The sequence below is a fragment of the Saccharothrix sabaoui genome (genome assembly GCF_051756985.1).
Lineage (GTDB): Bacteria > Actinomycetota > Actinomycetes > Mycobacteriales > Pseudonocardiaceae > Actinosynnema.
This window is the reverse complement of record NZ_JBPKJK010000060.1, coordinates 23,686-49,334: the sequence shown is the minus strand read 5'-3', so window position 1 is coordinate 49,334 and position 25,649 is coordinate 23,686. Positions and strand designations below refer to the sequence as shown.

The window sequence follows — 25,649 nt, the reverse complement described above, 5'->3', positions numbered from 1 at the left end:
CGATGTCGCCGACCTTGCCCGCGCCGCCGGGGTCGCCCAGCGGCGCGTCCCGGCCGGGCAGGGTCTGGGTGAAGAAGGCGATCGAGTCGGTCACGAACACCGCCTTGCCCTCGTCACCACGTGCCTTGCGGTCCACGAAGATGGCGTCCACCGGGCACTCCGGTTCACAGGCGCCGCACTCGATGCACTCGGTGGTGTTGATGTAGCTCTTGCGCTCGCCGACGTAGATGCAGTCGACGGGGCAGACGTCCAGGCAGGCGCGGTCGGTGACGTCGATGCAGTTCGCGCCGATGACGTAGGCCATGGTTTTCCCTCCGGGGGTCAGGAGTTCTCGGTCGAGTGGCCGGGGAACAGGGACAGCTCCGGGTCCAGGGCGACCGCGGCGTTGTTCACCGCCGTCGCGACCTCGCCGAAGCCGACGGACATCAGGCGCACCTTGCCGTCGTGCTCCGCCACGTCCCCGGCGGCGTAGACGCGGTCCAGGCTGGTGCGCATCCGCGAGTCGACCAGGATCGAACGGCCCCGCAGCCGCATACCCCAGTCGGCGAGGGGGCCGAGGTCGCTGATGAACCCGAGGGCCGCGACGACGCTGTCCACCTCGAACACCCGCGGCGCGTCCTCGCCGCGGACGCGGACGTGCGCCAGCCGCACGGTGTCCTCGCCGACGAGCGCTTCCACCTCGGCGTCGGTGACGACCCGCGTCCCGCCCTCGGTGACGGCCGTGACGTTGGCGGCGTGCGCGCGGAAGGTCGAACGGCGGTGCACGAGGGTGACCGACTTCGCGATCGGTCCCAGTGCCAGCGCCCAGTCCACCGCGCTGTCGCCCCCGCCCACGACGAGCACGTCCTGACCGCTGTGCGCGGCGGGGTCGGTGACGAAGTAGCTCAGGCCCCGGCCGAGGTACTCCTCCCCGGCGGGCAGCTTGCGCGGCGTGAAGGTGCCGATGCCGGCCGTGACGATCACCGCGCCGGCGCGGACGAGCCGGCCGTCGGACAGCGTCACCTCGGGCCGGCCCTCGTCGTCGCGGCCCAGTGCCACGGCCTGGCGGCCCAGCAGGTACTCCGGGCCGTACCGGTCGGCCTGGTCGAGCAGTGCGGCCACGAGGTCGCGGCCCCGCACGCGCGGCAGTCCGGCGACGTCGAGGACCTCCTTCTCCGGGTACAGGGCGGAGATCTGCCCACCGGCCTGGGGTAGCCCGTCGACCACGACGGTGCGCAGCCCGCGGAACCCCGCGCAGTAGGCGCCGTAGAGCCCGGTCGGTCCGGCGCCGACCAGGAGGATGTCGGTGTCGAGCGGTGCAGGGGGCATGGGCCGGCCTCCGTCGGTGCGGTGGTGTCGGGAGTGGACGGACGACGTCCGCGGATCACCGGACCCTAGGGCGGTGTCGCGGTACGAGCGCGGGTCGCGGACCGCTGAGCGGACCGCGGCCCGGATTTCGGATCCGGTCCGGTGAGCGGACCGGAGGCGTTGGCCTGCGGGCACCCGGGTGGTGGACTCGCCGTCAGCTTCGGCACAACGAACTTGGAGCGGCCATGAGCACGCAGAACGGGGAGAAGACCGGCACCCCGCCTCGGCGGACCCGGCGACCGGCGATCCTCCCGGGCCGGCAGGACTGGTCGAGCTGGCCGCACTACCAGGCCGCGGCGGCGGGCTTCCGCGGCTACTGGTACCCGGTCGGCTATTCGTCGCGGTTCACCGGCACGCCGCGGCAGGTCACCCTGCTGGGCCAGAAGATCGTGCTCGTCCGCGACGGCGGCGAGGTCTACGCGCTCAAGGACCGGTGCCCGCACCGCGGCGTGCCGCTGTCCGAGGGCAACCAGCAGTTCCCCGGCACCATTTCCTGCCCGTACCACGGCTGGACGTTCGACCTGAAGACCGGCGACCTCAAGGCCGCGATCACCGACGGCCCCGCCTCACCGATCTGCGGCAAGGTCACCCAGCCCACGTACGCGGTCGAGGAGCGCCTGGGCATGGTGTGGGTCTTCGTCGGCGACGGCGAGCAGGCCCCGCCGATCGACGAGCAGCTGCCCGAGGAACTGGTGGGCAACGCCGCGGTCGTCGGGTCGCGGATCCAGCCGCGCGAGGGCAACTGGCGCTTCGCCTGCGAGAACGGCTACGACGAGGGCCACGCGAAGTACCTGCACCGCACCGCCCTGTGGCGGTTGTTCAAGGCCATGCCGGTGTGGAACGAGACCCGGATCGTCCAGCGCGGCCGGTGGATCTACCGCGTCCAGGACGAGCAGTACTGGACGGCGGACTTCCCCGGCCTGGGCAAGTGGGACAACCAGGCGTGGTTCAAGCTGAGGCCGCCGAAGAAGGTCGGCAACATCGGCAACACCGGCTCGCACCGGCAGGTCAACCCGGTGATCGCGGCGCAGGAGTTCCCCGGCTTCGCCTCGGTGAGCATGCCCGGTGTGCTGCGCATCGTCTACCCGACGTTCATCCACTACGAGTTCTACGTGCCGGTCGACGCCGACAACCACCTCTACGTCGGCGTGATGGCCGATTTCCGGCGCGGGTGGAAGGCGTTGCCCTTCTACGCCAAGTACCTCGGTTTCGTGCGGTGGCTGTTCCACGGCCAGTTCTCCGCGCAGGACAAGTGGATGGTGGAGGTGACCGACGCGCCGCCGGAGAAGCTCTACCGGCCCGACGACTCGCTGCTCAAGTGGCGCAAGCTCGCCGAGGACACCTGCGAGGAACGCGTCGAGCGGCTGGGCGCGCAGGGCGTCGCCGTCCCGGTTCCCGAGGCGGACTGATGGCGCGCGTGGTGCTCGGCGTCGGCGCGTCCCACTCGACGCTGATGAACACCCACTGGGACCAGGTCGTGCACACCGACCGCGCGGAGCGGTTCCGCGACGCGCTGCGCGAAGCGCGGAACGAGATCGCCGCGGCGAAGCCCGACGTCGCGATCATCGTGGGGTCCAACCACTTCCGCGGGTTCTGGCTGGACATGATCCCGTCGTTCACCCTCGGCGTCGGCGAGGTGATCGGCTCGGGTGAGGCGAAGACGCCGTCCGGGCCGCAGAAGACCGCGCCGGGGTTCGCGCAGCGGCTCGCGGAGGAGCTGGTCGAACGGGGCACCGAGGTGGCGATCTCGGCCCGCCTGCAGATCGACCACGGCCAGACCCACGCGATCCAGTACCTCCTCGACGGCGTCGACGTGCCGGTGGTGCCGCTGGTCGTGAACGTCTTCGCCGCCCCGCTCCCCCGCACCGACCGCTGCGCCGAGCTGGGGCGCAACCTGACCGCCGCGGTCGAAGCGCTGCCCGAGGACCTGAAGGTGGTCGTGATCGCCTCCGGCGGCCTGTCGCACCAGCTGCCCTGGCCCGACGACTGGCGCGCCCCCGACGGCGAGGACGAGGAGTTCCTGGTGGAGGCGTGGCTCAACGGCCGCGGCGACTGGGAGCGCTACGACGGCCGCCGCCGCGAGATCATCACCGGTGCCCGGCCGGTGCTGTTCCCCGACTTCGACGAAGCGTTCCTGGCCGACCTCGAACGCGGCGAGCTGGAGAAGTACACCGCACTGACGACCCGGGAGATCGGCGAGGTCGCCGGCAACGGCGGTCAGGAGCTGCGCACCTGGCTCGTCATGGCCGCCGCGCTGGGCTTCGCGCCCGGCCGCGCGCTGGCGTACTCCCCCATGCCGGAGTGGCTGACCGGGATGGGCGTCGCGGTGATCAGGCCGTGACCGCCCTCGACGCGGTGCTGGGGCACATCACCGAGGACCGGCTCCGCGCGGCGGCACGCGCGGTCACGGCCATCCCGAGCCCCACCGGCCGCGAGGCGCCGTTGGCGCGGATGCTCGCCGCCCGGCTGTCGGCCGCGGGTTTCGCCGCGCAGGCGCAGCACCTGGACGAGTTCCAGGCCAACGCCGTGGGCCGGCTGCGCGGGACGGGCGGCGGCGAGGACCTCATGCTCTACGCACCGATCGACACCCTCACCACCGGGCAGCCCGAGCTGGACGTCCCGTGGATCGGGCCGGAGCTGCGCCCGGACATGCTCGCGCAGGCGCGTGACGAGGGGCCGTTCGTCTTCGGTCTGGGCGCGAGCAACCCCAAGGGCCACGCCGCCTGCGTCCTCGTGCTGGCCGAAGCGCTGGGCGCGGCCCGGCCCGACCTGGCCGGTGACGTGGTCGTCGCCTTCGGCGCGGGCGGGATGCCCACCAACGCCGTCGAGGCGCCGGGCTACCCCGCCCGCGCCAACACCGGTCACGGCGTCGGCTGCTCGTTCCTGCTGGAGCGCGGCTGGCACGCCGACCACGCGGTGATCGCCAAGCCGGGTGACTTCATCGCCCACGACGAGGTCGGGCTGTGCTGGTTCGAGATCACCGTGCCCGGCACCCACACCTACGTGGGCAGCCGTCACCGGCTCCCCTACCGCAACCCGATCGTCACCGCCGCCGAGGTGGTGACGCGCCTGGAGCGGTGGCTGGCCGACTACCCGGCCAGGCACCGCACCGCCACCGCCGCACCGCAGGGGGTGATCGGGTCGATCGCCGGCGGCTGGGAGCGGGTGCTCGCGGTCACCCCGGCGGTCTGCCGGATCCGCCTGGACCTGCGGATCGCGCCGGGGGTGACGCCGATGGCCGTCAAACGGGAGCTGGCCGCGTTCCTGGCCGGGTTCGACGACGACCTCGGGCTGGAGATGGTGCTGTCGATCCCCGGCACCCGCACCCCGCCGGACGCGCCGATCGTGCGCACCGCGATCGAGGCGTGGGAAAGCACCCGCGGTCGGCCGCACGAACCCGTGCCGGACAACAGCGGCGCCACGGACGCGAACATCCTGCGCGCCCGCGGCATCCCGACCGTCCGGACCGGCATGCCCAAGGTCACCTCGACCGACTTCGACGTCGACTTCAGCCGCGGCATGAACACCGTCGACGTGCGCGCGATGCGCCGCCTGTGCGAAGTGCTGGCGCGCACCACCCTGTCCATCACCCAGAAGGAAGCAGCATGAGCCCACCACCCGAGAGCCACTACGCCGACGGCGGCGGCGTCACCTACCACTACCACGACCTCGGCTCGGGCCCGGACACCGTGTTCCTGCACGGCGGCGGTCCCGGCTGCACCGGGTGGAGCGACTTCGGTCCGGTGGCGCCGCTGTTCGCCACCGACCGGCGGTGCCTGCTGGTGGACATCCACCAGTACGGCCGCTCCTCGAAGACCCAGATCACCGGGCCGATGTGGGACCACCACGCGGCCAAGACCGTCGCCCTGCTCGACACCCTGGGCGTCGAGCGCGCCGACTTCGTCTGCAACTCCTGGGGCGGCACCATCGCGCTCAACCTCGCCGCCAAGTACCCGGACCGGGTGCGGTCGCTGGTCGTCACGGGCAGCATGCCGGTGTTCCACGGCCCGCTCGCCCCGCTACCCGAAGGTGGCCGCCGCGGTCGCAACGCCCGCGACGCCTACTACGGCGGCGAAGGCCCGACGCGCGAGAAGATGCGCCGCCTGATCACCACCCTGGAGTGGTACGACGGGGACCGGCTGCCCGAGGAGACGCTCGACCTGCGCTACGAGCAGAGCCTCGACCCCGGCGAGCGGGAACTGGCCGCGATGTCGGACTCGCCACGGGGGGAATGGCAGGACCTCACCGCCGAGCTCGGCCTCATCCAGGCCCCGGTGCTGTTCATCTGGGGCATGCAGGACGCGTTCCTCACGCCCGACTACCCGCTGATGCTGGCCCGCATGGTGCCCCGAGGCAACCTGCACGTCATGGACCACGTCTCCCACCACCTGCAGGAAGAGCGCCCCCACGCCTACCACGCGGTGGTCGACGGGTTCTTCCGCTCCTTCGTCCCGGAAGGGGTCGCCGCGTGAAGGCCCTGTTCGCCCTGGCCGCCGCGGCGGCGGCCATCGCCGCCCTGCGCAAGCTCGCGGCCCACAGCAACACCCAAGTGCACCGCATCAACACCGAGGAATCCTCATGAGCATCTGGACCGACCTGAGCCCGATCGCCCACCGCGTCGAGTACGTCGACGCGGCCGGTGTGCCCACCCGAGCGCTGCGCGCGGGCAACCCCGATGCCGACGCCGTGGTCTTCCTGCACGGCACCAGCGGGCACCTGGAGGCGTTCAGCCGCAACATCGCGGCGCACGGCGAGTTCGACGTGCACGCCATCGACATGCTGGGCCACGGCTACACCGGCAAGCCCGCCCGGCCCTACGAGATCGCCGACTACGTCCAGCACCTGCTGGACTACTTCGACGCCGTGGGCATCCGCGCCGCGCACATCGTCGGCGAGTCCCTGGGCGGCTGGGTCGGGGCGCGCGCCGCGATCGACAGCCCGGAGCGGGTGCTGAGCCTGCAACTGCTGTGCGCCGGCGGGACCGTGGCCAACCTCCAGGTCATGGACCGCATCCGCACCAGCACGAAGGCCGCCGTCACCACCGACGACGTCGAGCTGACCCGCAAGCGCCTGCGGCTGCTCATGGCCAGCGCCGAGAACGCCACCGAGGAGCTGGTGGAGGTCCGGCACGCGATCTACCACACGCCGGAATTCGTGGCCAACGTGGACAACCTGCTGTCCTTGCAGGACATGGAGCGGCGCCAGCGCAACCTGCTGCGCCCGGAGCACCTGGCGCGCATCACCCAACCGACGCTGATCGTGTGGGGACGCCAGAACCCGTTCGGCGAGGTCCCGGAAGCCGCCAAGATGCACGAGAACATCCCCGGGTCGCAGCTGGAGCTGTTCGAGGAGTGCGGGCACTGGCCGCAGCACGAGCAGGCCGCCCGCTACAACCCGCTCAGCGTGGAGTTCCTGCGCAAGGCCGCCGCGGCATGAGGGCGGTGCGGTTCCACGCGTGGGGCTCGGCTCCCGTCGTGGACGACGTGCCGGAGCCGGTGCGCGGCGAGGGCGAGGTGCTCGTCGACGTCCAGGCGGCGGCGGTGGCGCACCTGGACACCACCGTCGCGAGCGGGACGTTCGACCTGAAGCCGCCCCTGCCCTACACCGGCGGGGTCGAGGGCGCGGGGGTCGTGGCCGAGTGCGACGCGGACTCCGGCCTCGAACCGGGCTGCCGGGTGATGCTGCGCGGCGCGGGTCTGGGCCTGCTGCGCGGAGGCACCTGGACCGAGCGGGTGAGCGTCCCGGCCAAGGCCGTGACCCGGCTGGACGCCCCGCTGGCCCCGGCGATCGCGGCGACCTTCTTCGTCCCGGCGACGACCGCGTTCGCGGCCCTGCACGACGTGGCCCGGCTCGGCGAGGACGAAGAGGTGATCGTGGTCGGCGCCGCCGGCGCGGTCGGCTCGATGGTCGCGCAGCAGGCACGGCTCGCCGGCGCGAAGGTGACCGGCGTCGTCGGACGCGCGGACCAACTGGCCGACGTGCCCGACGGGGTCACCGGCGTGTGCCTGGACTCGGCCGAGGACGTCGAGCGGCTCGCCGCGGACCGCCCGGCGTCCCTGCTGGTCGACACGCTCGGCGGCGACGGGCTGGTGGCCCGCACCCGTTGGGTCCGACCGGGCGGGCGCGCGGTGGTCATCGGCTACGTGACCGGCGCGGAGGTCCGCGTCGACCTGCCGTCCTGGCTGCTCGACGACGTCGCGCTGCTGCCGGTCAACATGATCCGCCGGGAACGCCGGGCCCGCGAGGTCGCCGGCGACCTGGTGAAGCGGCTGGCCGCGGGTGAACTCCGGGTGGGCGTGCAGGAGTACGCGTTCGCCGACGCGGCGTCGGCCGTCGAGGACCTGAAGGCCGGCCGGGTGCGCGGCCGAGCGGTCCTGATCCCGTAGTCCAGGTCCGGTCGGCGGACCGGTCGCGCCGTGCGAACCGGTTCCGCTGACCGAACCGGCCCGATGTCCGGACTGGCGGTGCTTCCATGACGGCGAACAGCGTCCTCGGCAAGGTCCAGCTCATCCTGGAGGCGTTCGGCCCCGACGACGAGCACCTGAGCCTCACCGAGCTGTCCCGGCGGTCCGGGGTGGCGAAGGCGTCGGTCCACCGCCTGGCGCAGGAACTGCTGGCCTGGGGCGTCCTGGAACGGCGCGGCAGCGACTACTGGCTCGGCATCCGCCTGTTCGAGATCGGCCAGCGGGTACCTCGCCAGCGCATCCTCCGCAACGCCGCCCGCCCGTACATGGAGGACCTCTACCACGCCACGAACGAGACCGTCCACCTCGCCGTCCCCGACGGTCGCGAAGTCCTCTACCTGGAGAAGGTGTCGGGCCACGGCCAGGTGACCAGGCCGTCGCGGGTGGCGGGCCGCATGCCCATGCACTGCACCGCGACCGGCAAGGTCCTGCTCGCCTTCGGTCCCCGGGCACTGGTCGACGAGGTGATCGCCGATCCGCTCGAACGCCTCACACCCCACACGGTGAGCGCGCCGGGACTCCTGTTGAACGAGCTGGCCCAGGCGCGGGCGAACGGCTACGCGGTCGAGTACGAGCAGACCCGCGTCGGGTACGTCAGCGTGGCCATCCCCCTGACCGGCCCGACCGGCCTGACCACCGGCGCGCTGTCCATCACCGCGCCGTTGTTCCGGGCCGACGTCGCCAAGTACACGGGATTGCTGACGATGGTCGGCCACCGGATCACCAGGACGATCAGCGCCCTGCAGTCGCAGTCCTCCGAGCCGTGAGCCGCGGGGGTGATTCCCGATCCGCGGGTCCGGTGACCGAACCGCCTCGTTGTCCCGTGCCCAGCGCCACAACAAGCTGACCGAAAGCAGCTCGCCCTCGGGAGGAACGTTGCGGAGAAAACTCAGATGGCTCGGTGTCGCGGTCACAGCGGTGGTGGCCGTGACGTCCATCGCCACCGGTGGCACGGCCACCGCGGACAGCTCGCGCCTGGACACGCGCTCGCTCCAGGTCCGCACGGAATCCGGTGAGCTCATCGGGAAGACCGACGGCGTGGTGGACTCCTTCCTCGGAATCCCCTACGCCGCTCCCCCCGTGGGAGGTCTCCGGTGGCAACCACCGCAACCGCCGCGGGGGTGGGCGGGAGTACGGCCCGCGACCAACCACGGGCCCACCTGTCCCCAGGCGTACCAACCGCTGGTGACCGAGGACTGCCTCTACGTGAACGTGCACCGCCCGTCGAGGCCGGCCGGCGAACGCCTCCCGGTGCTGTTCTGGATCCACGGTGGCGGGTTCTCGGCCGGCTCCGGCAACGTGGACGCCTCCCTGGTGGCCCGGACCAACAACATCATCGTCGTGTCGATCAACTACCGGCTGGGCGCCTTCGGCTTCCTGAGCCTGCCGGGCCTGAGCCAGGGCGGCGCCGGGAACTACGGCCTCCTCGACCAGGCCGCCGCGCTCCGCTGGGCCAACCGGAACATCGACCGGTTCGGCGGCGACAGCAGGCGCGTGACGATCGCCGGCCACTCCGCCGGCGGCCACTCCGTGTGCTCCCTGCTCGCTTCACCCCTGATCCACGGCTTGATCAACGGGGCGGTCATCGAGAGCGGGGGGTGCCCGAGCCGCACCGTCACCGAGTCCCAGGCGGCCGGCCGGCGCTTCTCCACCGACGCCGGGTGCGGCACGACGAACAACCCCGTGGCCTGCCTGCGCGGGAAGTCCGCGGCCGAGATCCTCAACTCCAGTGCGGGCTTCCGAGGCGGTGTCCTCTCCGGAGCGCTCCCCACGGCGGGCGTCGCCGAACTGCCGGTCGCACCGCTGACCGCCTTGCAGACCGGCAGGTTCGAACGGGTCCCGCTGCTGATCGGCAGCACCCGTGACGAAGTGCGGCCCTGGGCCCTGCCGTTCGCCTACGCGACTCCCGCGCAGTACGAGAAGAGCCTCCAGTACCTGTTCGGCGACCGGGCGGCCGACGTCCTGGAGCAGTACCCGTTGAGCGACTTCCCCTCCCACGAGACGGCGACCTACGCCCTGGGCTCGGTGTGGCTGGACTCCAGTGCCTTCTACGGGCTCGGCGGGTGCGGATACGCACAACTCGCGAAGCAGGTCTCGAAGTACCAACCGAAGACGTACCTGTACAGGTTCGACGCACGGAGCCCCGGTTCCGGGCCGGAGAACCCGAACGCCTTCGACCCCGGTTCCTACCACGGGGTGGACCAGCCCTACCTCTGGCCGACGCCCGACAGCCTCCACGACCGCGACGAGCTCCGCCTCTCGTCCGAGATGGTCCGGTACTGGGGCGCCTTCGTCCGGCGGGGTACGCCGGACACGACGGGCCAGGCCCCGTGGCCGGGCATCTCGAACGACCGCGTGATGATCCTGAAGACCGGTGGCAGCGCGACCGTGTCCTCGGCGGAGTTCTCCGCCACCCACCACTGCGACCTCTGGAACAGCACCAACCACAAGTGGCTCGACCTGGCTCCCGACAAGCTCGCCCGACAGGTCGGGGTTGGGCGGTAGTCACTTCCCGACGGCGCCGGCCGACGAAGTCCCAGGACGCGTCGGCCGGCGATCCGCCGGAGCCACCGACTTCGGTGACCGCACCTCCCGCGGAGAGCGGGAACCTGAGGTTCCCCCGACAACCCGAGGCGGTTGTTACCCGGATCGGATCGGTGATGCCGGGATGGCAGTCGGTTCGGTCTGGGCGGCGTGCCAGGCGGCTTCGTACTCGTCGGGACTGAGCCGGCCGAGGTCCTTCTGGATGCGTTCGGTGTTGTGGAACCCGTCGATACAACGGAACAGTTCGTTCTCGGCCTCGTCGCGGGTGCGCCAGGAGCGGCGGTAGACCAGCTCGATCTTGAGCGTGGAGAAGAAGTTCTCCATCAGGGCGTTGTCGCAGGAGTCGCAGACCGACCCCATCGAGGGCAGGATTCCGTTGTCCACCAACCGTTCCGCGGAGCGGAAGGCCGTGTAGGTCGAGCCGCGGTCGCTGTGGTGGATCAACTGCCCGTCGCGCACGTCGCGGGACCAGATCGCGTACTCCAGGGCGCCGAGCACGAGGTCGGTGTCGCAGCGGTCGCTGGTCTTCCGGCCCACGATCCGGTTGGAGAACGCGTCGCGCACGGCCGCGAGCCAGAAGGCACCCTCGCCGGTGCGGATCCGGGTCGCGTCGCCCCCCACACACAACAACCGGTCCGGCGCGGAGGCGCTGAAGTCCCGGTTCACCCGGTCAGGCCAGTCGCACGACGGCGTGGACCTTGCAGACGGCGGCGTGGGCGACCGTGGCGACGACGGCCACGCGCACGGTGCTGTCGTCGTACTTGTCGCGCACCTTGCCGGACAGCTCGACGGCCGCTCCCGCGTCGTCGTCCGGAACGGCGACCGGGCGGATGAAGCGGCTGGTGAACTCGACGATCGCGCCCGCGTCGCCCGCCCAGTCGGTGATCGCGGTGCCGGTCAGGGCCATGGCGAGCATGCCGTGCGCGATGACGTCGGGCAGGCCGGCCCCGACTGCCACGCGCTCGTTCCAGTGGATCGGGTTGAAGTCCAGCGAGGCCCCGGCGTAGCGGACCAGGTCGGCGCGCCGCAGCCGCACCTGGCGGGCAGGCAGCGCGTCCCCGACCGAGACCGACTCGTGGGTCCTGGCGCTCATGCCCCTCCTCCTGTCGATCCGCCCCCCGGCCGCACGACGAGCAGCGCGGTCGCGGTCAGCACGGGCTCGCCCTCGGTGGTGGTGATCTCGTGGCGCAGGGTCAGGAACCCGCTGCCGAGCCGGGTGGTGATGTCGGTGACCGAGACGGTGTCGTTGACCAGGTCGCCGGCGACCAGGGGCCTGCGGTAGTGGAAGGTCTGCTCACCGTGCACCATGCGGGCGTGGTCGAAGCCGAGGGCGGGGTCGGCGACGAGCGACTCGAAGGCGCCCCGGGTGATGGCGGCCGCGAAGGTGGGCGGCGCGATCACGTCCGCGTACCCCGCGGCCCGGGCGGCGTGCGGGTCCCGGTACACGGGATTCGGGTCGCCGATCGCCCCGGCGAACTCCCGGATCTTCTCCCGGCTGACCAGATAGGGCCGGGTCCGCGGGTAGCTGCGCCCGATGAACGAAGGGTCCAGAGCCATGGCGCCACCCTAGTACGGAGACCCGGCGCGGACGATAATTGAAAAACCAACTTCCCGTTTACCGGTCGCCCGTCCGGGCAGGCGTTTCCCGATTCGGTACGAAAAAGTTTCGAATCGAGCGGCGAGACTATCCCGCAACGGGCGCCCGCGGTCAATCCGAAGGTTCGGACAAGGGACACGAAGGCACTGTGACGATGATCACACTTTTATGAAAAACCGACCGTAATCGCTTGGGCAGTGGCAGGTTCGGCGCCCTGGGGCTATCGGCACGTGCACCGGCGACCCACGTGCACCGGTGATCATTGACGGAAACGGCTGGCGCGCATTAATCACGCGAAGCGCGCCGGAGTTTCCGTGCCGAACTCCCGGGGAGCCGGTCGTACCGGCTTCGAAGCTGGGCAACGGGAGCCGGTGACGGCTCCGAACAGGCTCGGAGATCTGGGGACTCGTCATGGGAATTCTTGACGGAAAACGCGTCCTGGTGACGGGGGTGTTGACCGACACGTCCATCGCCTTCCACATCGCGAAGATCGCGCAGCAGGAGGGCGCGCAGGTCCTGCTGACCGCGTACCCGCGGCCCGGGCTGACCGCGCGCATCGCCAGGCGGCTGCCGTCCGGACCGGACAACGTCCCGCCGGTGCTGGAGCTGGACGTCACCGACGCCGCGCAGCTCCAGTCGCTGGAGGGCCGGCTCCGCGAGCACGTGGACGGCCTGGACGGCGTGGTGCACGCGATCGGGTCCGCGCCACCGGGGGCGCTGGGCGGCAATTTCCTGAGCACTCCCTGGGAGGACGTCGCCGCGGCCGTGCACGCCTCGACGTACTCCCTGAAGTCGCTGACCACGGCGTGTCTGCCACTGCTCGGACCAGGCGGTTCGGTGGTGGGACTGGACTTCGACGCGTCCCGCGCGTGGCCGGCCTACGACTGGATGGGGGTGGCCAAGGCAGGGTTGGAGTCGTGCGCGCGGTACCTGTGCCACTACCTGGGCCCCAAGGCCATCCGGGTCAACCTGGTCGCGGCCGGGCCGCTGGAGACCGTCGCGGCCACCAGCATCCCGGGCTTCCACGAGATCTCCGCCCCGTGGGCCGAGCACGCGCCGCTCGGGTGGGACATCACCGACCCGGTGCCGGCGGCGCGGGCCTGCGTGGCGCTGCTGTCCGACTGGTTCCCGAGCACCACCGGGGAGATCGTCCACGTGGACGGCGGCGTGCACGCCGTGGGCGGCGGGCACTGACCGGACCGGGCACGCGCACACCGAACTGGGAAGAAGAAGACATGCCCCCAAGCAGGGAAGAAATCGCCGACTTCGTCACGTCCGTTCTCGCGAACTTCCTCGAAGGGGAGTTCGACGAGGGGATCGACTGGGCCGCGCCGATCGGCGCAGACGGACTGGGGGTCGAATCCATCGGCATCCTGGAGGTCGTGGTCAACGTCGAACAGGAATACGACTTGAGCATTCCCGACGAGGTCATCGAGAGAATGGCTTCCGGCACGTTCGGCGCGTTGGTGGACGAGGTGGCCGCACTGCACCCGGCGACCGCGGAAGCGAAAGGAGCGTGACCCGGTGATCACCACGGCTGACATCCGCACGATTCTCGTCGAGGGAAGAACGCTGGCCGGCGTCGACGAGCTGGAGGACGACACCGAACTGGTGGTCGACTCCTTCTCACTGGCCTGGTTGCAGCACAGCCTGCGCACCGAGCACGACATCGAACTGGATCTTCGCGAGGTCCGCGCGGAGCACTTCTCGTCGCTCACCCGGATACGGGACTACGTCAACGAACTGGCCGCTTCGACCAGGCAGGGCTGAGGAATCGCGATGACAGCCGACACCGACGTCGTCATCACCGGGATCGGGGTGTTCACCGCGTTCGGCTTCGGCGAGCAGGCGCTCCTCGACGGTGTCTTCACCGGGACGCACGCGTTCGGCCCGGTGCGCCGCTTCGACACCGGGCGGTTCCGCTGCGGTGCGGCGGCCACCTACACCGGCAGCGGTCCCGGCTACCCCGGCATGCCCGACGACGCCACCGCGCCGCTGCGGCAGCGCGACGTCCTGGTGGCCTGCTCGTCGGCCGCGATCGGGATGTCCGGGCTCGCCCCCTCGGCGATCGCCGGCACTCTCGTCGGGAGCCAGGGCGACTACACGCCCATCACCTCCTTCTGGCGCTCCGGCGACGACGGCGACGCGCCGGTCCCCGTCGCGGACAGCCTGCCGAGCCACCTGTCGCACGCCCTGGCGGACGAACTGGGGCTCGGCGGGCTCCGGTCGACGTTCATCAACGCGTGCGTGGCCTCGGCGGACGCCGTCATCCACGCCGCCAGGCTGATCCGCGCCGGGCGGGTGGACGCGCTGCTGTGCGCGGGTGCCTACCTGGTCGAGGAGGAGCTGTTCGCGAAGTTCGACTCGGCCCGCGCGTTCGCCAAGGACGGGCACGTCCGCCCGTTCTCCAAGGACCGCACCGGGCTGCTGCTGGGCGACGGCGTGGCCGCGCTCGTCCTGGAGTCGGGGCGCGGCGCGCGGGCGCGCGGGGCCGAGGTGCTGGCCCGCGTGACGGGGTGGGGCATCACCTCCGACGCCTTCCACGTGAGCCGCCCGCACCCCAGGGGACGGGGCACCGCGGACGCCGTGCGGGCGGCGCTGCGCACCGCACGCCTCGACGCGGACCGCGTCGACTACGTCAACGTCCACGGCACCGGCACGGCGTCGAACGACACCGCGGAGACCGCCGCGCTGCACGACGTGCTGGGCGCCAGGGCGCCGGAGGTCGCGGTCAGCTCCACCAAGAGCACGACGGGGCACCCGCTGGAGGGCGCCGGCGCGGTCGAGGCCGTGATCACGCTGTTGGCGCTGCGGCACGGCATCGTCCCGCCCACGGCGAACTTCACGACGCCGGACCCCCGGTGCGACCTGGACTACGTCACCGACACCCCGCGAGAGGTGCGCATGGACCACGCCGTCTCCCTGAACTCCGCCTTCGGCGGGGTCAACACCGCACTCCTGCTGAGCCGCCCGTGACCACTGCGACGACGATCGGCCACCACCTGGTGGCCGAGGCGTTCCTGTCCCCGTCCGGGCGCGCCCCGGACGGGTCCGCGCACGAGCCGGTGGCGCTGCCCAGGGTGTCCGGCTTCGTGGAGTCGACCTTCAGCCCCCTGGTCCGGGCCGTGGTCGAGCGGTGCGTGGCCGGGGTCACCGGTGGCGAGCCCTTCGGCGACGAAGGGGCCAGGACGGCTCTCGTGCTCGCCACGACCTTCGGCGACGCGGTGACCGCGGACCTGGGCAGCAGGCTGCTGGCGTCCGGCCAGATGCAGAACCCGCTGCTGTTCTACCAATCGGTGCCCACCACGATCCTCGGGGTGGTCGCGCGCGACTTCGGCATCACCGGGCCGACGATGTGCTTCTCCGCGCAGCGGGACCTGCGCGACGAGGCCCTGGACCTGGTGGACGTGCTGCTGAACGACGACGAGGTCGACCAGGTGCTGCTGGTCGCCGTCGACCTCGAAGCCGACGTCCGGGCCCGGCGGGTCGCCGAGGAGCTGGTCGAGCGGGGCACGCGGCTCCCCCTGGCGCGATCCGACACGGCGGTGGCCTTCCTGTTCCGCGGAGCCGCGCCGCCACACGACCGGACACGGTCCGGCGCGGTGGTCGAGGGCGACCCCGGATCGGGGTTCGGCGCGCTGTCCGGCCTGGTGGAGCTCTACCTCGCCGCGCTGACCGCCCGGCGGTCGCCGGAGCGCGGCGCCCTGACCGTCCCGCTGACGACGGCCTGGGGGCCGCGTCGGCTGACGGTGCTGCTGTGAGTCGAGGACCCGGGGAGCTGGAGATCGTGACAGGGCACATCAGGCGCGTCGGAGGTGGCTCGTGGTCGGACCGGTGACGCTCGACGGCTTGCTCGCCGCCAGCGCCGCGCGGCACCCCGGCCGACCGGCGCTGGTCGCCGACGGCCGGACCTGGACCTACGCCGAACTGGACGCCGCCGTCGACGACCTGGCGGAGCGGATCGGGCGGGCGGGCGTGCGGGCCGGGGACCGGATCGGCGTCTTCGCGCCCAAGTCGGCCGAGGCGGTGCTCGGCATCTACGCGGGGCTGCGCGCGGGGGCCGTCGTGGCGCCGCTCGACGTCCGGGGCCCGGTCGGCCGCACCCGCCGGATGCGGGACCAGGCGGGGTTCTCCCTGCTGCTCACCACTCCGGCGACGCGCGCGGCGGCCCGGGTGGTGGCCCAGGCGGACGAGGACCACCCACCCGCCGAGGGCGACCTGGGGCACGGGATCGGCTGGACGAGGTGCGATCCCCCGCCGACCACCGCGCCCACCACCGAGGGCGGGTACGTGCTGTTCACCTCGGGCAGCACCGGCCGGCCCAAGGGCGTCCTGCTGTCGCACGGGAACGTCGCGCACTTCGCGCTGTGGGCGGCCCGCGAGGTGGGCCTGGCGGAGACGGACGTGGTCGGTTCGCAGGCGGCCCTGACCTTCGACCTGTCCACCTTCGACCTGTTCGGCACCGCCGCGGTGGGGGCGTGCGCCGTCCTGATGCCCGAGCGCATCCGTGCGTTCCCCCGCGACGTGGCCGCGTGGCTCGCCGAGCGGGCGGTGACCGTGCTGTACGCGGTGCCGTCGCTGTACCAGGAGCTGCTGGAGCGCGGCGGTTTCCGGGACGACTTCCCGCCCGCGTTGCGCGTCGCGCTCTACGCGGGCGAGCCGTTCCCGCCGCGCGCACTGGAGACCTACGTCGAACTCCTGGACGGGCGGCCCCTCTACAACCTGTACGGCCCGACCGAGACGAACGTGTGCACGTTCACCAGGGTCCCGCCCGACTGGACCGCGGACCGCGGGATGACCGTCGGGCGGGCCGTCCCCGGCGACGTCGTCGACGTGTTCGACGAGTCCGGCCGGCCCACGGACGGGGAGGGCGAGATCTTCGTCGCCGGCGCCACGGTGTTCCGGGGCTACCTGGAGGCGGGCGAGCTGCACGACCCGACCCGCCCCCTGCGGTTCGGCGACGGGGTCGTGCGCCGCGCCTACGCCACCGGCGACATCGGCCGCCGCACGCCCGACGGGCGGATCGTGCTGCGCGGACGGCGCGACGTCCAGGTCAAGCGCCGCGGCTACCGCATCGACCTGGGCGAGATCGAGAGCGTCGCCGGCGAGGTAGCCGGGGTGGACGCGGCCGTCGCCGTCCAGAAGCCCGGCGACCACGAGGGCGGGATATGGCTGTACGCCTCGGGCGCCGCCACCGAGGGGGAGATCACGGGCCACCTGCGCGGTCACCTCCCGGTGTACATGGTGCCCGACCGCGTCGTCCGCCTCGACGCGGTGCCGGTCAACGACCGCGGCAAGATCGACCGCCTGGCGCTCGCGTCGGCGACGTACCGGCCCTCGGTCGACGGACACGGAACAGGAGAACACGGTGACTCTTCCTGACGACTTCCAGGGCATCCTCGAAGCCGCCCACGGAATCGGTCCGGAGCTGGCCGCGTCGGCCCGCGACGTCGACGCCCGCACCGGTGACAGCCGCGAGGCGTACCGCGTCCTGCGCGACGCCGGGTTCCTGCGGCTCATCGTCCCGCGGCGACACGGCGGAGCCGGTCTGGGGTTCGAGCAGTACTGGCGCGTCCTGGCGGTCCTCGCTTCCTACAACGGCGCCGCCGCGCTGGGCTTCAACATGCACAACGCCGTCATCGGACCCATGTGCGAATCGGCGGACACGCCACTGCCGCCCATGGCCGAGGAGTTCCGCACCTGGTTCTTCGACGAGATCGTGCGCGGCGGCCGGATGTTCGCCTCCGCGACCTCGGAACCGGGCAGCGGCGCGAAGCTGCTGGGCCTGCGCACCACCTACCGGCCGACCCCCGACCGCTCCGGGTTCGTCATCACCGGCAGGAAGTCGTTCGTCTCACTGGCGGGCGTGGCCGACTACTACGCGGTGCCGGCACGCCCCGAAGGCAACACCGATCCGGGCAAGATCTCGCACTTCCTGGTTTCCCCCGACGACGTCGGCGTCACCTTCGGGGAGGTGTACGACCTGAGCGCGATGTACGGCACCAGCACCGCCGGCATGACGCTCGACGACGTCGAGGTGCCCGCCTCGCGGCTCTTCCTCGGCATCGAGGGCATGTCCCTGCCCCGGATCATCCGCGAGCCGCACTGGATGGTCGCCGGGTACACCGGGGCGTACCTCGGGATCGCCGAGGCCATCCACCGGCACGTGGTGGAGGCGGTGGCCACGACGCCCTCGCGCGCGGAATCGCCCGTGGTCCAGCGCAACCTCGGTTACCTGTCGGCCCGCCTGGCCGCGGCGAGCGCCCTCGTGCACGAGGCCGCCCGGTCGATCGACGCGGACCGCGGCAGCACCGAGACCAACGCCAGGGTGCACGCCGCCAAGTACGTCGTGGGCGAGCTGGGCGCCGACCTCGTCCGGGAGGCCGTGGCCACGTGCGGGTCCGCGGCGGTCAGCCGGTCGAAGCCGCTGGAGCGGTTGATCAGGGAGATCCAGTACTGCGCCGTGATGCCCGCCAAGCCGGACGAGTGCCTGGAGTACCTGGGCAAGGCTGCTCTCGGGGTAAAACTGCACGAGGAAGGCGCGTTCACCTGGTGAACGCCGACGCGGAGGAGCGGTCATGACAGCCCGAGAGCAGGACCACGACGGAGTGAAGCCGGGGTACTCGTTCACGCCCCGCTTCTACGAGATCGACGGCCAAGGCGTCATGTTCAACATGTGGTACCTGGGCTACGTCGACGAGGCCATCGACGTCTTCTTCACCGAGCGGGGGCTGCCGTACCCGCAGTGGCGGCACCTGGGCTTCGACGTGCACGTCGTGCACTTCGACTTCGACTTCAGCGCCGGCGTCCGGGCCCGGGACCAGGTGGAGGTCCTGGTCAGCACGTCCCGGATCGGCGGGAAGAGCTTCACCCTCGACTTCGCCTTCCGCCGCGACGGGCGGACCGCCTGCACCGGCGGCATCGTCTACGCCACCGTCTCCACCGAGGGGCACGGCACCATCGCGCTGCCCGACCGCCTGGTCGAGGCCCTCGGCCCGGTCCGCCCGCTCCGCGGCTGACCCGGCGGCGCACCCACCAAGAACCACGAGCACAGAAGGGCCACCGCCGACATGGCAGAGCTGACGCTCGACGAGCGCGACCGCGTCAAAGGAATCGTCTGCGAGGCGCTGGACCTCCAGCCCGAGCAGCTCGCCGACACCGCCGACTTCAAGGAGTACGGGGTCGAGTCGGTGCAGGTGATCGAGATCATCACCATCATCGAGGACGAGCTGGACGTCACCATCGACCTGTCCGAGGCGGGCCGGATGACGAACCTCGCCGGGGCCTACGAGGTCGTGGCAGAGGCGCGATGAGCACGGCGGAGCGGGTGGTCGTCACCGGGCTCGGCGTCGTCTCGAACATCGGTACCGGCGCGGCCGGGTTCACCGAGGGCCTGCGGGCGGGGCGCAGCGAGGTCGGCCCCGTCACGGCGTTCGACACCACCGGCTTCGACCACGTCAACGCCTGCGAGGTGCCGGACTTCCGACCCGAGCGGTGGATCAGCCGGGTGCCCGCGGCGGAACTGGGCAGGGCGAGCGGGTTCGCCGTCGCGGCGGCCCGGATGGCGGTGTCGGACGCCGGCCTGGCCGACGCGGACCTGCGGGACCGCCGCGGCCAGGTCGCCATCGGCACGACCAACGGCGAGGGCGCGGACCTCGACCGGCTCGGCGCCCAGTTCGTCGCCGGCGGGCCGGAGGCGATGGACCCGGTCCTGGCCGGGCGGGTGGGGGTGGACCGGCTGGCCGCGTCCGTCGCCGGCGAACTGGGGCTGTGGGACGTGGAGGCGGTGGTGTTCACGACCGCCTGCGCGGCGGGCAACTACGCCATCGGGTCCGGGTTCGACGCCATCCGGTCCGGTGACGCGGACTACGCGCTCGTCGGCGGCGCGGACGCGGTCTGCCTCCAGTCCTTCGCGTCGTTCTACCGGCTCGGCATCATCGCCCCCGACAGGTGCCGGCCGTTCGACGCCGATCGCCAGGGCATCCTCAACGGCGAGGGCGCGGGGGTGCTGCTGCTGGAGAGCCTCACCGCCGCCCGCGCGCGGGGGGCGCGCATCCACGCCGAGGTCCTCGGCTACGGGCTGAACTGCGACGCCGCCCACCCGACGCTGCCGGACCAGGGCGGCGTCGAGGTCTGCATCGCGCTCGCGCTGGCCGACGCCGGGGTGCGGCCCGAGGAGGTGGACCTCGTCTCCGCGCACGGCACCGGGACGAAGTTCAACGACGTCACCGAGGCACGGGCGATCCGCGCCGCCTTCGGCGACCACCCGCCGCGGACGATCGGCCTCAAGTCGATGCTCGGCCACGCGATGGGTGCCGCGGCGGCCCTCGGCGCGGTCGCCGGGACGATCGCGATCACCGGGGGCTTCATTCCCCCGACCGCCAACCACCGCCGCACCGACCCGGAGTGCCGGATCGACTGCGTCCCCAACGAGTCGGTCCCGGCGGAGGTGCGCGTGGTGCAGAACAACAGCTTCGCGTTCAACGGGAACAACGCGATCGTCGTCCTCACCCGGTACGAGGAGCACACGTGATCGTCGTCGACTGGGCGGCCGTCTCCCCGTTCGGGGTGGACACCGCGGACTTCGCCGCCGGCATCCGCGCCGGGGGGCCCGGCGGCGACGGACCCCGGGCGGTCCCGGGCTTCGACCCCCGCGAGGTCGTCGGCAGGCAGGCGGTGCTGGGCATGAGCCGCGCCGCGGCCCTCGCCGTCGTGACCTGCGCCCGCCTGGTCGCCGACGACGACGTGCCGGCCCGCACCGGGCTGGTGCTGGCGACCACCGGGAGCGTGCAGAGCAGCCTCGACGTCGTCCGCATCTCGTTGACCGGCAAGAAGCCCTACCGCATCCCGCCGTCGACCATCCTCGCGGCGACCATGAACAGCGCCGCCGGCCAGTGCTCCATCCACCACTCCCTCAAGGGGCCCAACACGACCCTGGCCGCCGGTCGGCCCTCCGGGCTCGTCGCCCTCGGCTACGCCCGGCGCCTCCTCGGCGCGGGCCGCGCGGACACCGTCGTCGCGGGTGCCGTCGAGGAGCACTCCGAGGCCAGGCAGCAGGTCGACCGGTTGTCCGGCGGTACCGCGCCCCTGGTCGAGGGGTGCGCGATGTTCCGGCTGGAGCGCGCGGGGCGGGGGCTCGCCGAAGTCCTCGCCGTCACCTCGCTGGTCGCCCCGGACGGCGAGACCGGCGCCGCCGTGACCCGCGCGGTGCGGCGGGTCCTCGACGCCGCGCCCGCCGAACCCGTGTGGATCGCCACCACCTCGGGCGTCACCGACGACGACGAGCACACCGCCGTCGTCGAAGAGGGTCGTCCGGAGGTCGTGCTCGCCCCGCTGACGGGATCGCTGGGCGAGGCCCACTCCACGTCCGCCGCCTTCCAGTTGGCCGCCGTCCTGAGCCACGCCGCGGCCGACCCGGGTTCCGCCGGCCGGCTCGCGCTGGTGACGTCCGCCGACCCCCGGGGAGCCGTGGCCGCCGCCCTCCTGCGCCTGGGCCGCCCGCGTGCCGGCGGGTGAGCGGGAGGTGGCGACCGCCGAGTGGCACGAGTTGTCCGCGAACGGTCCGACGGCGGTGCTCGTGCACGGCATCGAGGACGGCTGGCGCAGCTGGGCGGAGCTGGCGGAACTGCTCGCGCCGCGCCACCGACTGATCGCGCTCGACCTGCCGTGGCGCGCGGGCAACGACTACTCCTGGCACGCGAGCGGCACACCGGGGCAGTGGCTGCGCCGCGCGCTGGCAACCGTGCCGCACCCGGTCCACGCCGTGGTAGGCCACTCCTTCGGGGCGAACGCGACGCTGGAGCTGCTCAGCGCGGGACTCGCGTTCGAACGCGTCGCCCTGCTCGCCCCGGTGTACCAACCGGGCGGCGCCGAGGTGGACGACGGCTTGAGGTCCGCGGCGCGCGTCGCGCTGGAGTCGGCCGTCCGCGACGGGCTCCGGTTGAAGGTGCGCGCCAGGACGATCGCACCGCGCGTCCTGGCGGGCATGGAGCGCAAGCTGGTCCAGCACGTGGTGCCGCGGGCCTTCGGGCCGTTCCTCGACTGCACGGTCGCCACCTGGGAGCTGGACCTCAGCGGGGTGGGCAGCCGGACGCTGGTCCTCGCCGGCACCACCGACGTCTCCCTGCCCCCGGCGGGCGCCCGCGCGCTCACCGAGGCGATGCCGGCCGCGCAGGTCCGCCGGCACGCCCACTACACGCACTTCTGCCACCTGGAGCAGGCCGGCGACGTGGCGGCGGAGCTGGAGGACTTCCTCGGCACGTGACGGACGCCCGAAGGGACCCCCGCCCCGCTCAGGGCCGCCAGGTGTGGAAACCCCGGCCCGACTTCTTGCCCAGCCGACCGGACTCGACCATGTCCGTCAGCAGGGGGCACGGGGTGTAGAACGGGTCGTCCAACAGCTCGCGCAGCACCAGCAGGGTGTCCCGGACGGTGTCCAGGCCGATGAGGTCGGCGGTGCGCAGGGGACCCGTCTGGTGGGCGAAGCAGGACACGAAGACCTCGTCCACGGTGGCCGCGGGGGCGGTGCCCTCCGCCACCACCTTCACCGCCTCGTTGATGGCCAGCATCAGCACCCGGTTGGTCACGAACCCCGGCGCGTCCGCCACCACGATCGCCTTCTTGCCCAGCGACGACAGCACCTCGGCCGTGCGCGCCATCGTCGCGTCCGAGGTCCTCGGGCCGCGCACGACCTCGACGGCCTCCTTCAGCGGCGCCGGGTTCATGAAGTGGGTGGCCAGCACGCGGTCCGGTCGGGTGGTGACGGCCGCCAGCACGTCGACCGGGATCGCCGACGTGCACGACGCCAGCACGGTGTCCGGCCCGCACAGGCGGTCCAGCGCCGCGAACAGCTCCTCCTTCACCGCGATCCGCTCCGGGCCGCACTCCACGACGAACCCGCTCCCGGCGAGCGCGTCGAGGTCGGCGGTCCAGCCCACCCTGCCCGGCACCCCGGCCGGATCGGCCGGCGCCGGTCCGAACAGCACCTGGAGCCGCAGGCCGTCGCGCACCCGGTCCGGCCCGGTGGCCAGTGCCGCCGGGTCCGGGTCGACCACGACCACCTCGTGCCCGGCCGCGGCGAAGCACTGCGCCACGCCGGTGCCCATCACCCCGGCGCCGACCACACCGACCTTCACCGCCGCCTCCCGTCGACCAGCCGCACGTGCGCGGGAACGGGCAGTGGCTCGGGCGAGGTCCGCGCCAGCAGCATCCGGTCGCCGTCCCGCTGCACCACCTCGAACCCGGCGAACCGCAGCGTCACCAGCATCACCTGGTTGACCGGCGTGCGCAGGAAGCGCGCCACCGGCCGCCGTCGCCGCTCCACGGCGTCGCGCACGATGTCGCCCAGCAGCGCCGAGCCCACACCGCGCGACATCACCCGGCACGACATGAGCAGCAGTTCCAGCACCGCGTCGCCGCCGAGGTGCGCCACGACCGCGAGCCCGATCGTGCCGTAGTCGCCGAACCGGTCCCGCAGCCGTGCCACGAGCACGTCGTGCTCCGGCGACGCGCACAACGCCCGCAGTTCGTCGAGGTCGTAGGTGATCCCCGTGGTGTTGAGCTGGTGGGTGCGCACGGTCAGTTCCCGCGCGCGGTCCAGGTCGGCCTCGGTGGCGGGCACGACGGTCAGCTCCAGGTCGAGCGAGGCCAGGAACCGCGCCGCCGACCCGTCGAACCGCTGCTCGGCCTCCGCGCGCTCCCGCTCGGTCAGGTAGGACTCGCGCCGCCGACGCGACTCCGCCGTCACCGGCCCGGTCCGGAACTCCGGCAGCGACGCCAGTGACCCCACCTGCTCGGCCGGGTAGCAGCGCACCTGCGGCAGTGCCGCGGCGACCTCCGCCCGTTCCACCACGTCGTTGTCGGTGAACGCGATGGTGTCCAGCCCGATGCCGAGTCCTCGCGCGATCCGCCGCACCGCCTCGGACTTCGGACCCCAGCCGACCTCCAGGGCGCAGAACATCCGGTCCAGGCCGTGCTCGGCCAGGTGGGCCAACGCCACCTCGTGGTCGCCGCGACTGGCCACCGCGTGCAGGATTCCCCGCTCGTCCAACGCCTTGAGCGCCGCCACCGCCTCCGGTCGCGGCACGGGGCGGTCGCCTTCGAGCACCACGCCGTCCCACAACGTGTCGTCCAAGTCCCAGACCAGGCACTTCACCGCCGTCACGACCCACCCCGCAACGCGTAGCCGCCCAGGTGCTGCTCGGCCACCTCGTCGGCGCCTTCGATGATCCGCATGACCGCGGCGTCCCGGTGGAACCGGCCCACCGCGCTGTCCGGCGCGATCCCCGCCGCGCCGTGCAGCCGCACGGCGTGCTCGGCGACCACCGAAGCGGCCCGCGCCGCGCCGTACTTGGCCAGCACGGTTTCCGCCAACGCCTCCGGGTCGCCGCACTCGCGCAGGGCCGTGGCGTGCGCGCAGAGCTGCCGGGCGGCCCGCGTCTCCACCAGGCACCGGCCGAGCACCGCGCGCACGGACTGGTGCGCCGACAGCGCCGTGCCGCCCTGCGTCCGGGCCGCGACGTGGGCGACCGCGAGGTCCAGGCACGCCCGGGCGAGGCCCGCGCACCCCCAGGCCACGGTGAAGCGCCCGTGGTCCAGTGCCGTGCCGACCACGTGCGACAGGCCGAAGCCGGGCGGCGCCAGCACCTCGGCCACCGGCACGTCGTCGAAGCGCACGTGCGCGATCCGCGCCGCGCGCATCCCCAGCTGCCCGGTGACCGGTTCCACCGAGACCCCGGGCTGCCGGGCGTCCACCAGCACGGTCACCGGCCGCCCGTGCTGCGTGGCCAGCACCAGGAACACGTCGGCCACCGCCCCGAACGTCACCCACAGCTTGCGCCCGCGCACCCGGCCGGCGTCGAGCGCGGTGCTCACCGAGGCCAGGTCGCTGCCCGCGCCCGCCTCGGTCGCCGCGAACCCGGCCAGCACCTCGCCAGAGGTCAACGCGGGCAACCAGCGGTCGCGCTGGCCGGCGTCACCCCAGCGCAGCACCGCGGCGGCCACCATGCCCTGCACGGTGACCAGGCCGCGCAGCGCGCCGCAGACGCCACCGAAGTCCGCGCACAGCCGCCCCACCTCGGTCGGTGACCAATCCCGGCCCCCGTAGCGGGCGGGCACGTCGGCGGCCAGGAACCCGGCCCCCGCCACCGCCCGCACGACCTCGGCAGGCACGCCGCCCGCCCGGTCCCACTCGGCCGCGTCCGCGCGCACCGACTCCGCGAAGGTGACGTGGTCCACCGCTCACCGGGCCGCGGCGAGTTTGCCGCGGACGAACGCGGCTATTCGGTTCATGGTCCGGAAGTTGTCCAGGTCGAGATCCTCGACGTCCACCCGGATGGTGAAGCTCTTTTCCACGTAGGTCACCAGTTCGAGGGCGAGCAGCGAGTTCACCAGGCCGAGCGCGAAATAGTCCTGGTCCGGTTCCAACGGGCTTTCCGGCAGTGCCGAGGCGAAGAACGCGCGTATGCGCTCGACGATCGGGCCGAGGTCGTCGTCCACGCCGAAGTCGCTGGCCACATGACCTCCTCCGGTGAAGTCCACGGCAACGTAACACGGTCGGGCAACTGTGGCGACCAGTGGTTCAACATTCAACGTCCGGCCGCGACCGGAGCGCCGGTTCGGTCCTCCGAATGACATGCCACCAATTGGCGGTTGCCCCCGTCGGCGGGCGCTGGAAACGTCGGCGCTCCGGTTGTTGC

29 protein-coding genes are annotated in these 25,649 nt (G+C 72.5%); 20 read left to right on the top strand and 9 right to left on the bottom strand.

Annotation, left to right across the window (positions count from 1 at the left end):
- A partial coding sequence (locus ACR807_RS20220) for a ferredoxin family protein (RefSeq protein ID WP_438922913.1) occupies positions 1-304 on the bottom strand: 304 nt, incomplete at its 3' end.
- A 17-nt stretch (positions 305-321) separates the two neighbouring features.
- Positions 322-1,308 carry an NAD(P)/FAD-dependent oxidoreductase gene (locus ACR807_RS20215; RefSeq protein ID WP_438922912.1) on the bottom strand — a complete coding sequence of 329 codons (987 nt, stop codon included), beginning with the start codon at positions 1,306-1,308 and terminating at the stop codon, positions 322-324.
- 224 nt (positions 1,309-1,532) lie between these two features.
- Here ACR807_RS20215 and ACR807_RS20210 point away from each other — a divergent pair, with 224 nt between their 5' ends.
- The 8 genes from ACR807_RS20210 to ACR807_RS20175 all read left to right on the top strand — a co-directional run bounded on the left by ACR807_RS20210 (position 1,533) and on the right by ACR807_RS20175 (position 10,316).
- Positions 1,533-2,756, top strand: coding sequence for an aromatic ring-hydroxylating oxygenase subunit alpha (locus ACR807_RS20210; RefSeq protein WP_438922911.1), 1,224 nt, complete (start codon positions 1,533-1,535; stop codon positions 2,754-2,756).
- Positions 2,756-3,688 carry a DODA-type extradiol aromatic ring-opening family dioxygenase gene (locus tag ACR807_RS20205; protein WP_438922910.1) on the top strand — a complete coding sequence of 311 codons (933 nt, stop codon included), beginning with the start codon at positions 2,756-2,758 and terminating at the stop codon, positions 3,686-3,688. Before ACR807_RS20210 ends, ACR807_RS20205 begins: the two co-directional genes overlap by 1 nt.
- Positions 3,685-4,956, top strand: a complete 1,272-nt coding sequence (locus ACR807_RS20200; protein WP_438922909.1) for a M20 family metallopeptidase — start codon at positions 3,685-3,687, stop codon at positions 4,954-4,956. Before ACR807_RS20205 ends, ACR807_RS20200 begins: the two co-directional genes overlap by 4 nt.
- A complete protein-coding gene (locus tag ACR807_RS20195; RefSeq protein WP_438922908.1) occupies positions 4,953-5,819 on the top strand; it encodes an alpha/beta fold hydrolase in 867 nt (288 codons plus the stop codon). The genes ACR807_RS20200 and ACR807_RS20195 overlap by 4 nt, the downstream gene beginning before the upstream one ends.
- Before the next feature lie 106 nt (positions 5,820-5,925).
- Positions 5,926-6,783: an alpha/beta fold hydrolase gene (locus ACR807_RS20190; RefSeq protein WP_438922907.1), complete on the top strand. Its 858-nt coding sequence runs from the start codon at positions 5,926-5,928 to the stop codon at positions 6,781-6,783.
- On the top strand, positions 6,780-7,733 hold the full coding sequence (locus ACR807_RS20185; RefSeq protein WP_438922906.1) for a quinone oxidoreductase family protein: 954 nt from the start codon (positions 6,780-6,782) through the stop codon (positions 7,731-7,733). The genes ACR807_RS20190 and ACR807_RS20185 overlap by 4 nt, the downstream gene beginning before the upstream one ends.
- 86 nt (positions 7,734-7,819) lie before the next feature.
- Positions 7,820-8,578, top strand: coding sequence for an IclR family transcriptional regulator (locus tag ACR807_RS20180; RefSeq protein WP_438922905.1), 759 nt, complete (start codon positions 7,820-7,822; stop codon positions 8,576-8,578).
- Between the two features lie 151 nt (positions 8,579-8,729).
- On the top strand, positions 8,730-10,316 hold the full coding sequence (locus ACR807_RS20175) for a carboxylesterase/lipase family protein (RefSeq protein ID WP_438922904.1): 1,587 nt from the start codon (positions 8,730-8,732) through the stop codon (positions 10,314-10,316).
- A 135-nt stretch (positions 10,317-10,451) separates the two neighbouring features.
- On the opposite strand, the gene ACR807_RS20170 is transcribed toward ACR807_RS20175, so the two are convergent.
- The 3 genes from ACR807_RS20170 to ACR807_RS20160 are packed head-to-tail and all read right to left on the bottom strand — an operon-like array spanning position 10,452 to position 11,912.
- Complete coding sequence (locus tag ACR807_RS20170) at positions 10,452-11,021, bottom strand: IS3 family transposase (protein WP_438922903.1); 570 nt, start codon at positions 11,019-11,021, stop codon at positions 10,452-10,454.
- 4 nt (positions 11,022-11,025) lie between these two features.
- A complete protein-coding gene (locus tag ACR807_RS20165; RefSeq protein WP_438922902.1) occupies positions 11,026-11,448 on the bottom strand; it encodes a MaoC/PaaZ C-terminal domain-containing protein in 423 nt (140 codons plus the stop codon).
- Entirely contained in the window at positions 11,445-11,912 is a 468-nt protein-coding gene (locus ACR807_RS20160) for a MaoC family dehydratase N-terminal domain-containing protein (RefSeq protein ID WP_438922901.1), read from the bottom strand. The genes ACR807_RS20165 and ACR807_RS20160 overlap by 4 nt, the downstream gene beginning before the upstream one ends.
- Positions 11,913-12,363: 451 nt before the next feature.
- Here ACR807_RS20160 and fabI point away from each other — a divergent pair, with 451 nt between their 5' ends.
- The 12 genes from fabI (at position 12,364) to ACR807_RS20100 (ending at position 22,216) form a co-directional block, all read left to right on the top strand.
- Positions 12,364-13,146, top strand: a complete 783-nt coding sequence (gene fabI, locus ACR807_RS20155) for an enoyl-ACP reductase FabI (RefSeq protein WP_438922900.1) — start codon at positions 12,364-12,366, stop codon at positions 13,144-13,146.
- Positions 13,147-13,187: 41 nt separating this feature from the next.
- The gene (locus tag ACR807_RS20150; RefSeq protein WP_438922899.1) at positions 13,188-13,472 is read left to right on the top strand and encodes a phosphopantetheine-binding protein; all 285 of its coding nucleotides are present in this window, start codon (positions 13,188-13,190) and stop codon (positions 13,470-13,472) included.
- Positions 13,473-13,476: 4 nt separating this feature from the next.
- Entirely contained in the window at positions 13,477-13,722 is a 246-nt protein-coding gene (locus ACR807_RS20145; RefSeq protein WP_438922898.1) for a hypothetical protein, read from the top strand.
- Positions 13,723-13,731: 9 nt separating this feature from the next.
- Positions 13,732-14,928 carry a beta-ketoacyl-[acyl-carrier-protein] synthase family protein gene (locus tag ACR807_RS20140; RefSeq protein ID WP_438922897.1) on the top strand — a complete coding sequence of 399 codons (1,197 nt, stop codon included), beginning with the start codon at positions 13,732-13,734 and terminating at the stop codon, positions 14,926-14,928.
- Positions 14,925-15,713 carry a ketosynthase gene (locus ACR807_RS20135; RefSeq protein ID WP_438922896.1) on the top strand — a complete coding sequence of 263 codons (789 nt, stop codon included), beginning with the start codon at positions 14,925-14,927 and terminating at the stop codon, positions 15,711-15,713. Before ACR807_RS20140 ends, ACR807_RS20135 begins: the two co-directional genes overlap by 4 nt.
- A 61-nt stretch (positions 15,714-15,774) precedes the next feature.
- Positions 15,775-17,334: an amino acid adenylation domain-containing protein gene (locus tag ACR807_RS20130; RefSeq protein WP_438922895.1), complete on the top strand. Its 1,560-nt coding sequence runs from the start codon at positions 15,775-15,777 to the stop codon at positions 17,332-17,334.
- The gene (locus tag ACR807_RS20125; RefSeq protein ID WP_438922894.1) at positions 17,321-18,508 is read left to right on the top strand and encodes an acyl-CoA dehydrogenase family protein; all 1,188 of its coding nucleotides are present in this window, start codon (positions 17,321-17,323) and stop codon (positions 18,506-18,508) included. Before ACR807_RS20130 ends, ACR807_RS20125 begins: the two co-directional genes overlap by 14 nt.
- A gap of 22 nt (positions 18,509-18,530) precedes the next feature.
- Positions 18,531-18,971, top strand: coding sequence for an acyl-CoA thioesterase (locus tag ACR807_RS20120; RefSeq protein ID WP_438922893.1), 441 nt, complete (start codon positions 18,531-18,533; stop codon positions 18,969-18,971).
- Positions 18,972-19,022: 51 nt separating this feature from the next.
- Positions 19,023-19,265 carry an acyl carrier protein gene (locus tag ACR807_RS20115; RefSeq protein WP_438922892.1) on the top strand — a complete coding sequence of 81 codons (243 nt, stop codon included), beginning with the start codon at positions 19,023-19,025 and terminating at the stop codon, positions 19,263-19,265.
- Positions 19,262-20,485, top strand: a complete 1,224-nt coding sequence (locus tag ACR807_RS20110; RefSeq protein WP_438922891.1) for a beta-ketoacyl-[acyl-carrier-protein] synthase family protein — start codon at positions 19,262-19,264, stop codon at positions 20,483-20,485. Before ACR807_RS20115 ends, ACR807_RS20110 begins: the two co-directional genes overlap by 4 nt.
- Positions 20,482-21,468: a beta-ketoacyl synthase N-terminal-like domain-containing protein gene (locus ACR807_RS20105; RefSeq protein ID WP_438922890.1), complete on the top strand. Its 987-nt coding sequence runs from the start codon at positions 20,482-20,484 to the stop codon at positions 21,466-21,468. The genes ACR807_RS20110 and ACR807_RS20105 overlap by 4 nt, the downstream gene beginning before the upstream one ends.
- Positions 21,469-21,475: 7 nt before the next feature.
- Complete coding sequence (locus tag ACR807_RS20100; RefSeq protein WP_438922889.1) at positions 21,476-22,216, top strand: alpha/beta fold hydrolase; 741 nt, start codon at positions 21,476-21,478, stop codon at positions 22,214-22,216.
- A 28-nt stretch (positions 22,217-22,244) separates the two neighbouring features.
- On the opposite strand, the gene ACR807_RS20095 is transcribed toward ACR807_RS20100, so the two are convergent.
- From ACR807_RS20095 to ACR807_RS20080, 4 genes are read right to left on the bottom strand one after another with little or no spacing between them, the layout of a single operon-like run.
- A complete protein-coding gene (locus ACR807_RS20095) occupies positions 22,245-23,087 on the bottom strand; it encodes a 3-hydroxyacyl-CoA dehydrogenase family protein (RefSeq protein WP_438922888.1) in 843 nt (280 codons plus the stop codon).
- Positions 23,084-24,115, bottom strand: coding sequence for an HAD-IIIC family phosphatase (locus ACR807_RS20090; protein WP_438922887.1), 1,032 nt, complete (start codon positions 24,113-24,115; stop codon positions 23,084-23,086). Before ACR807_RS20090 ends, ACR807_RS20095 begins: the two co-directional genes overlap by 4 nt.
- The gene (locus ACR807_RS20085) at positions 24,112-25,188 is read right to left on the bottom strand and encodes an acyl-CoA dehydrogenase family protein (protein WP_438922886.1); all 1,077 of its coding nucleotides are present in this window, start codon (positions 25,186-25,188) and stop codon (positions 24,112-24,114) included. Before ACR807_RS20085 ends, ACR807_RS20090 begins: the two co-directional genes overlap by 4 nt.
- A 3-nt stretch (positions 25,189-25,191) precedes the next feature.
- Positions 25,192-25,467 carry an acyl carrier protein gene (locus tag ACR807_RS20080; RefSeq protein WP_366203051.1) on the bottom strand — a complete coding sequence of 92 codons (276 nt, stop codon included), beginning with the start codon at positions 25,465-25,467 and terminating at the stop codon, positions 25,192-25,194.
- Positions 25,468-25,649: the final 182 nt, after the last annotated feature.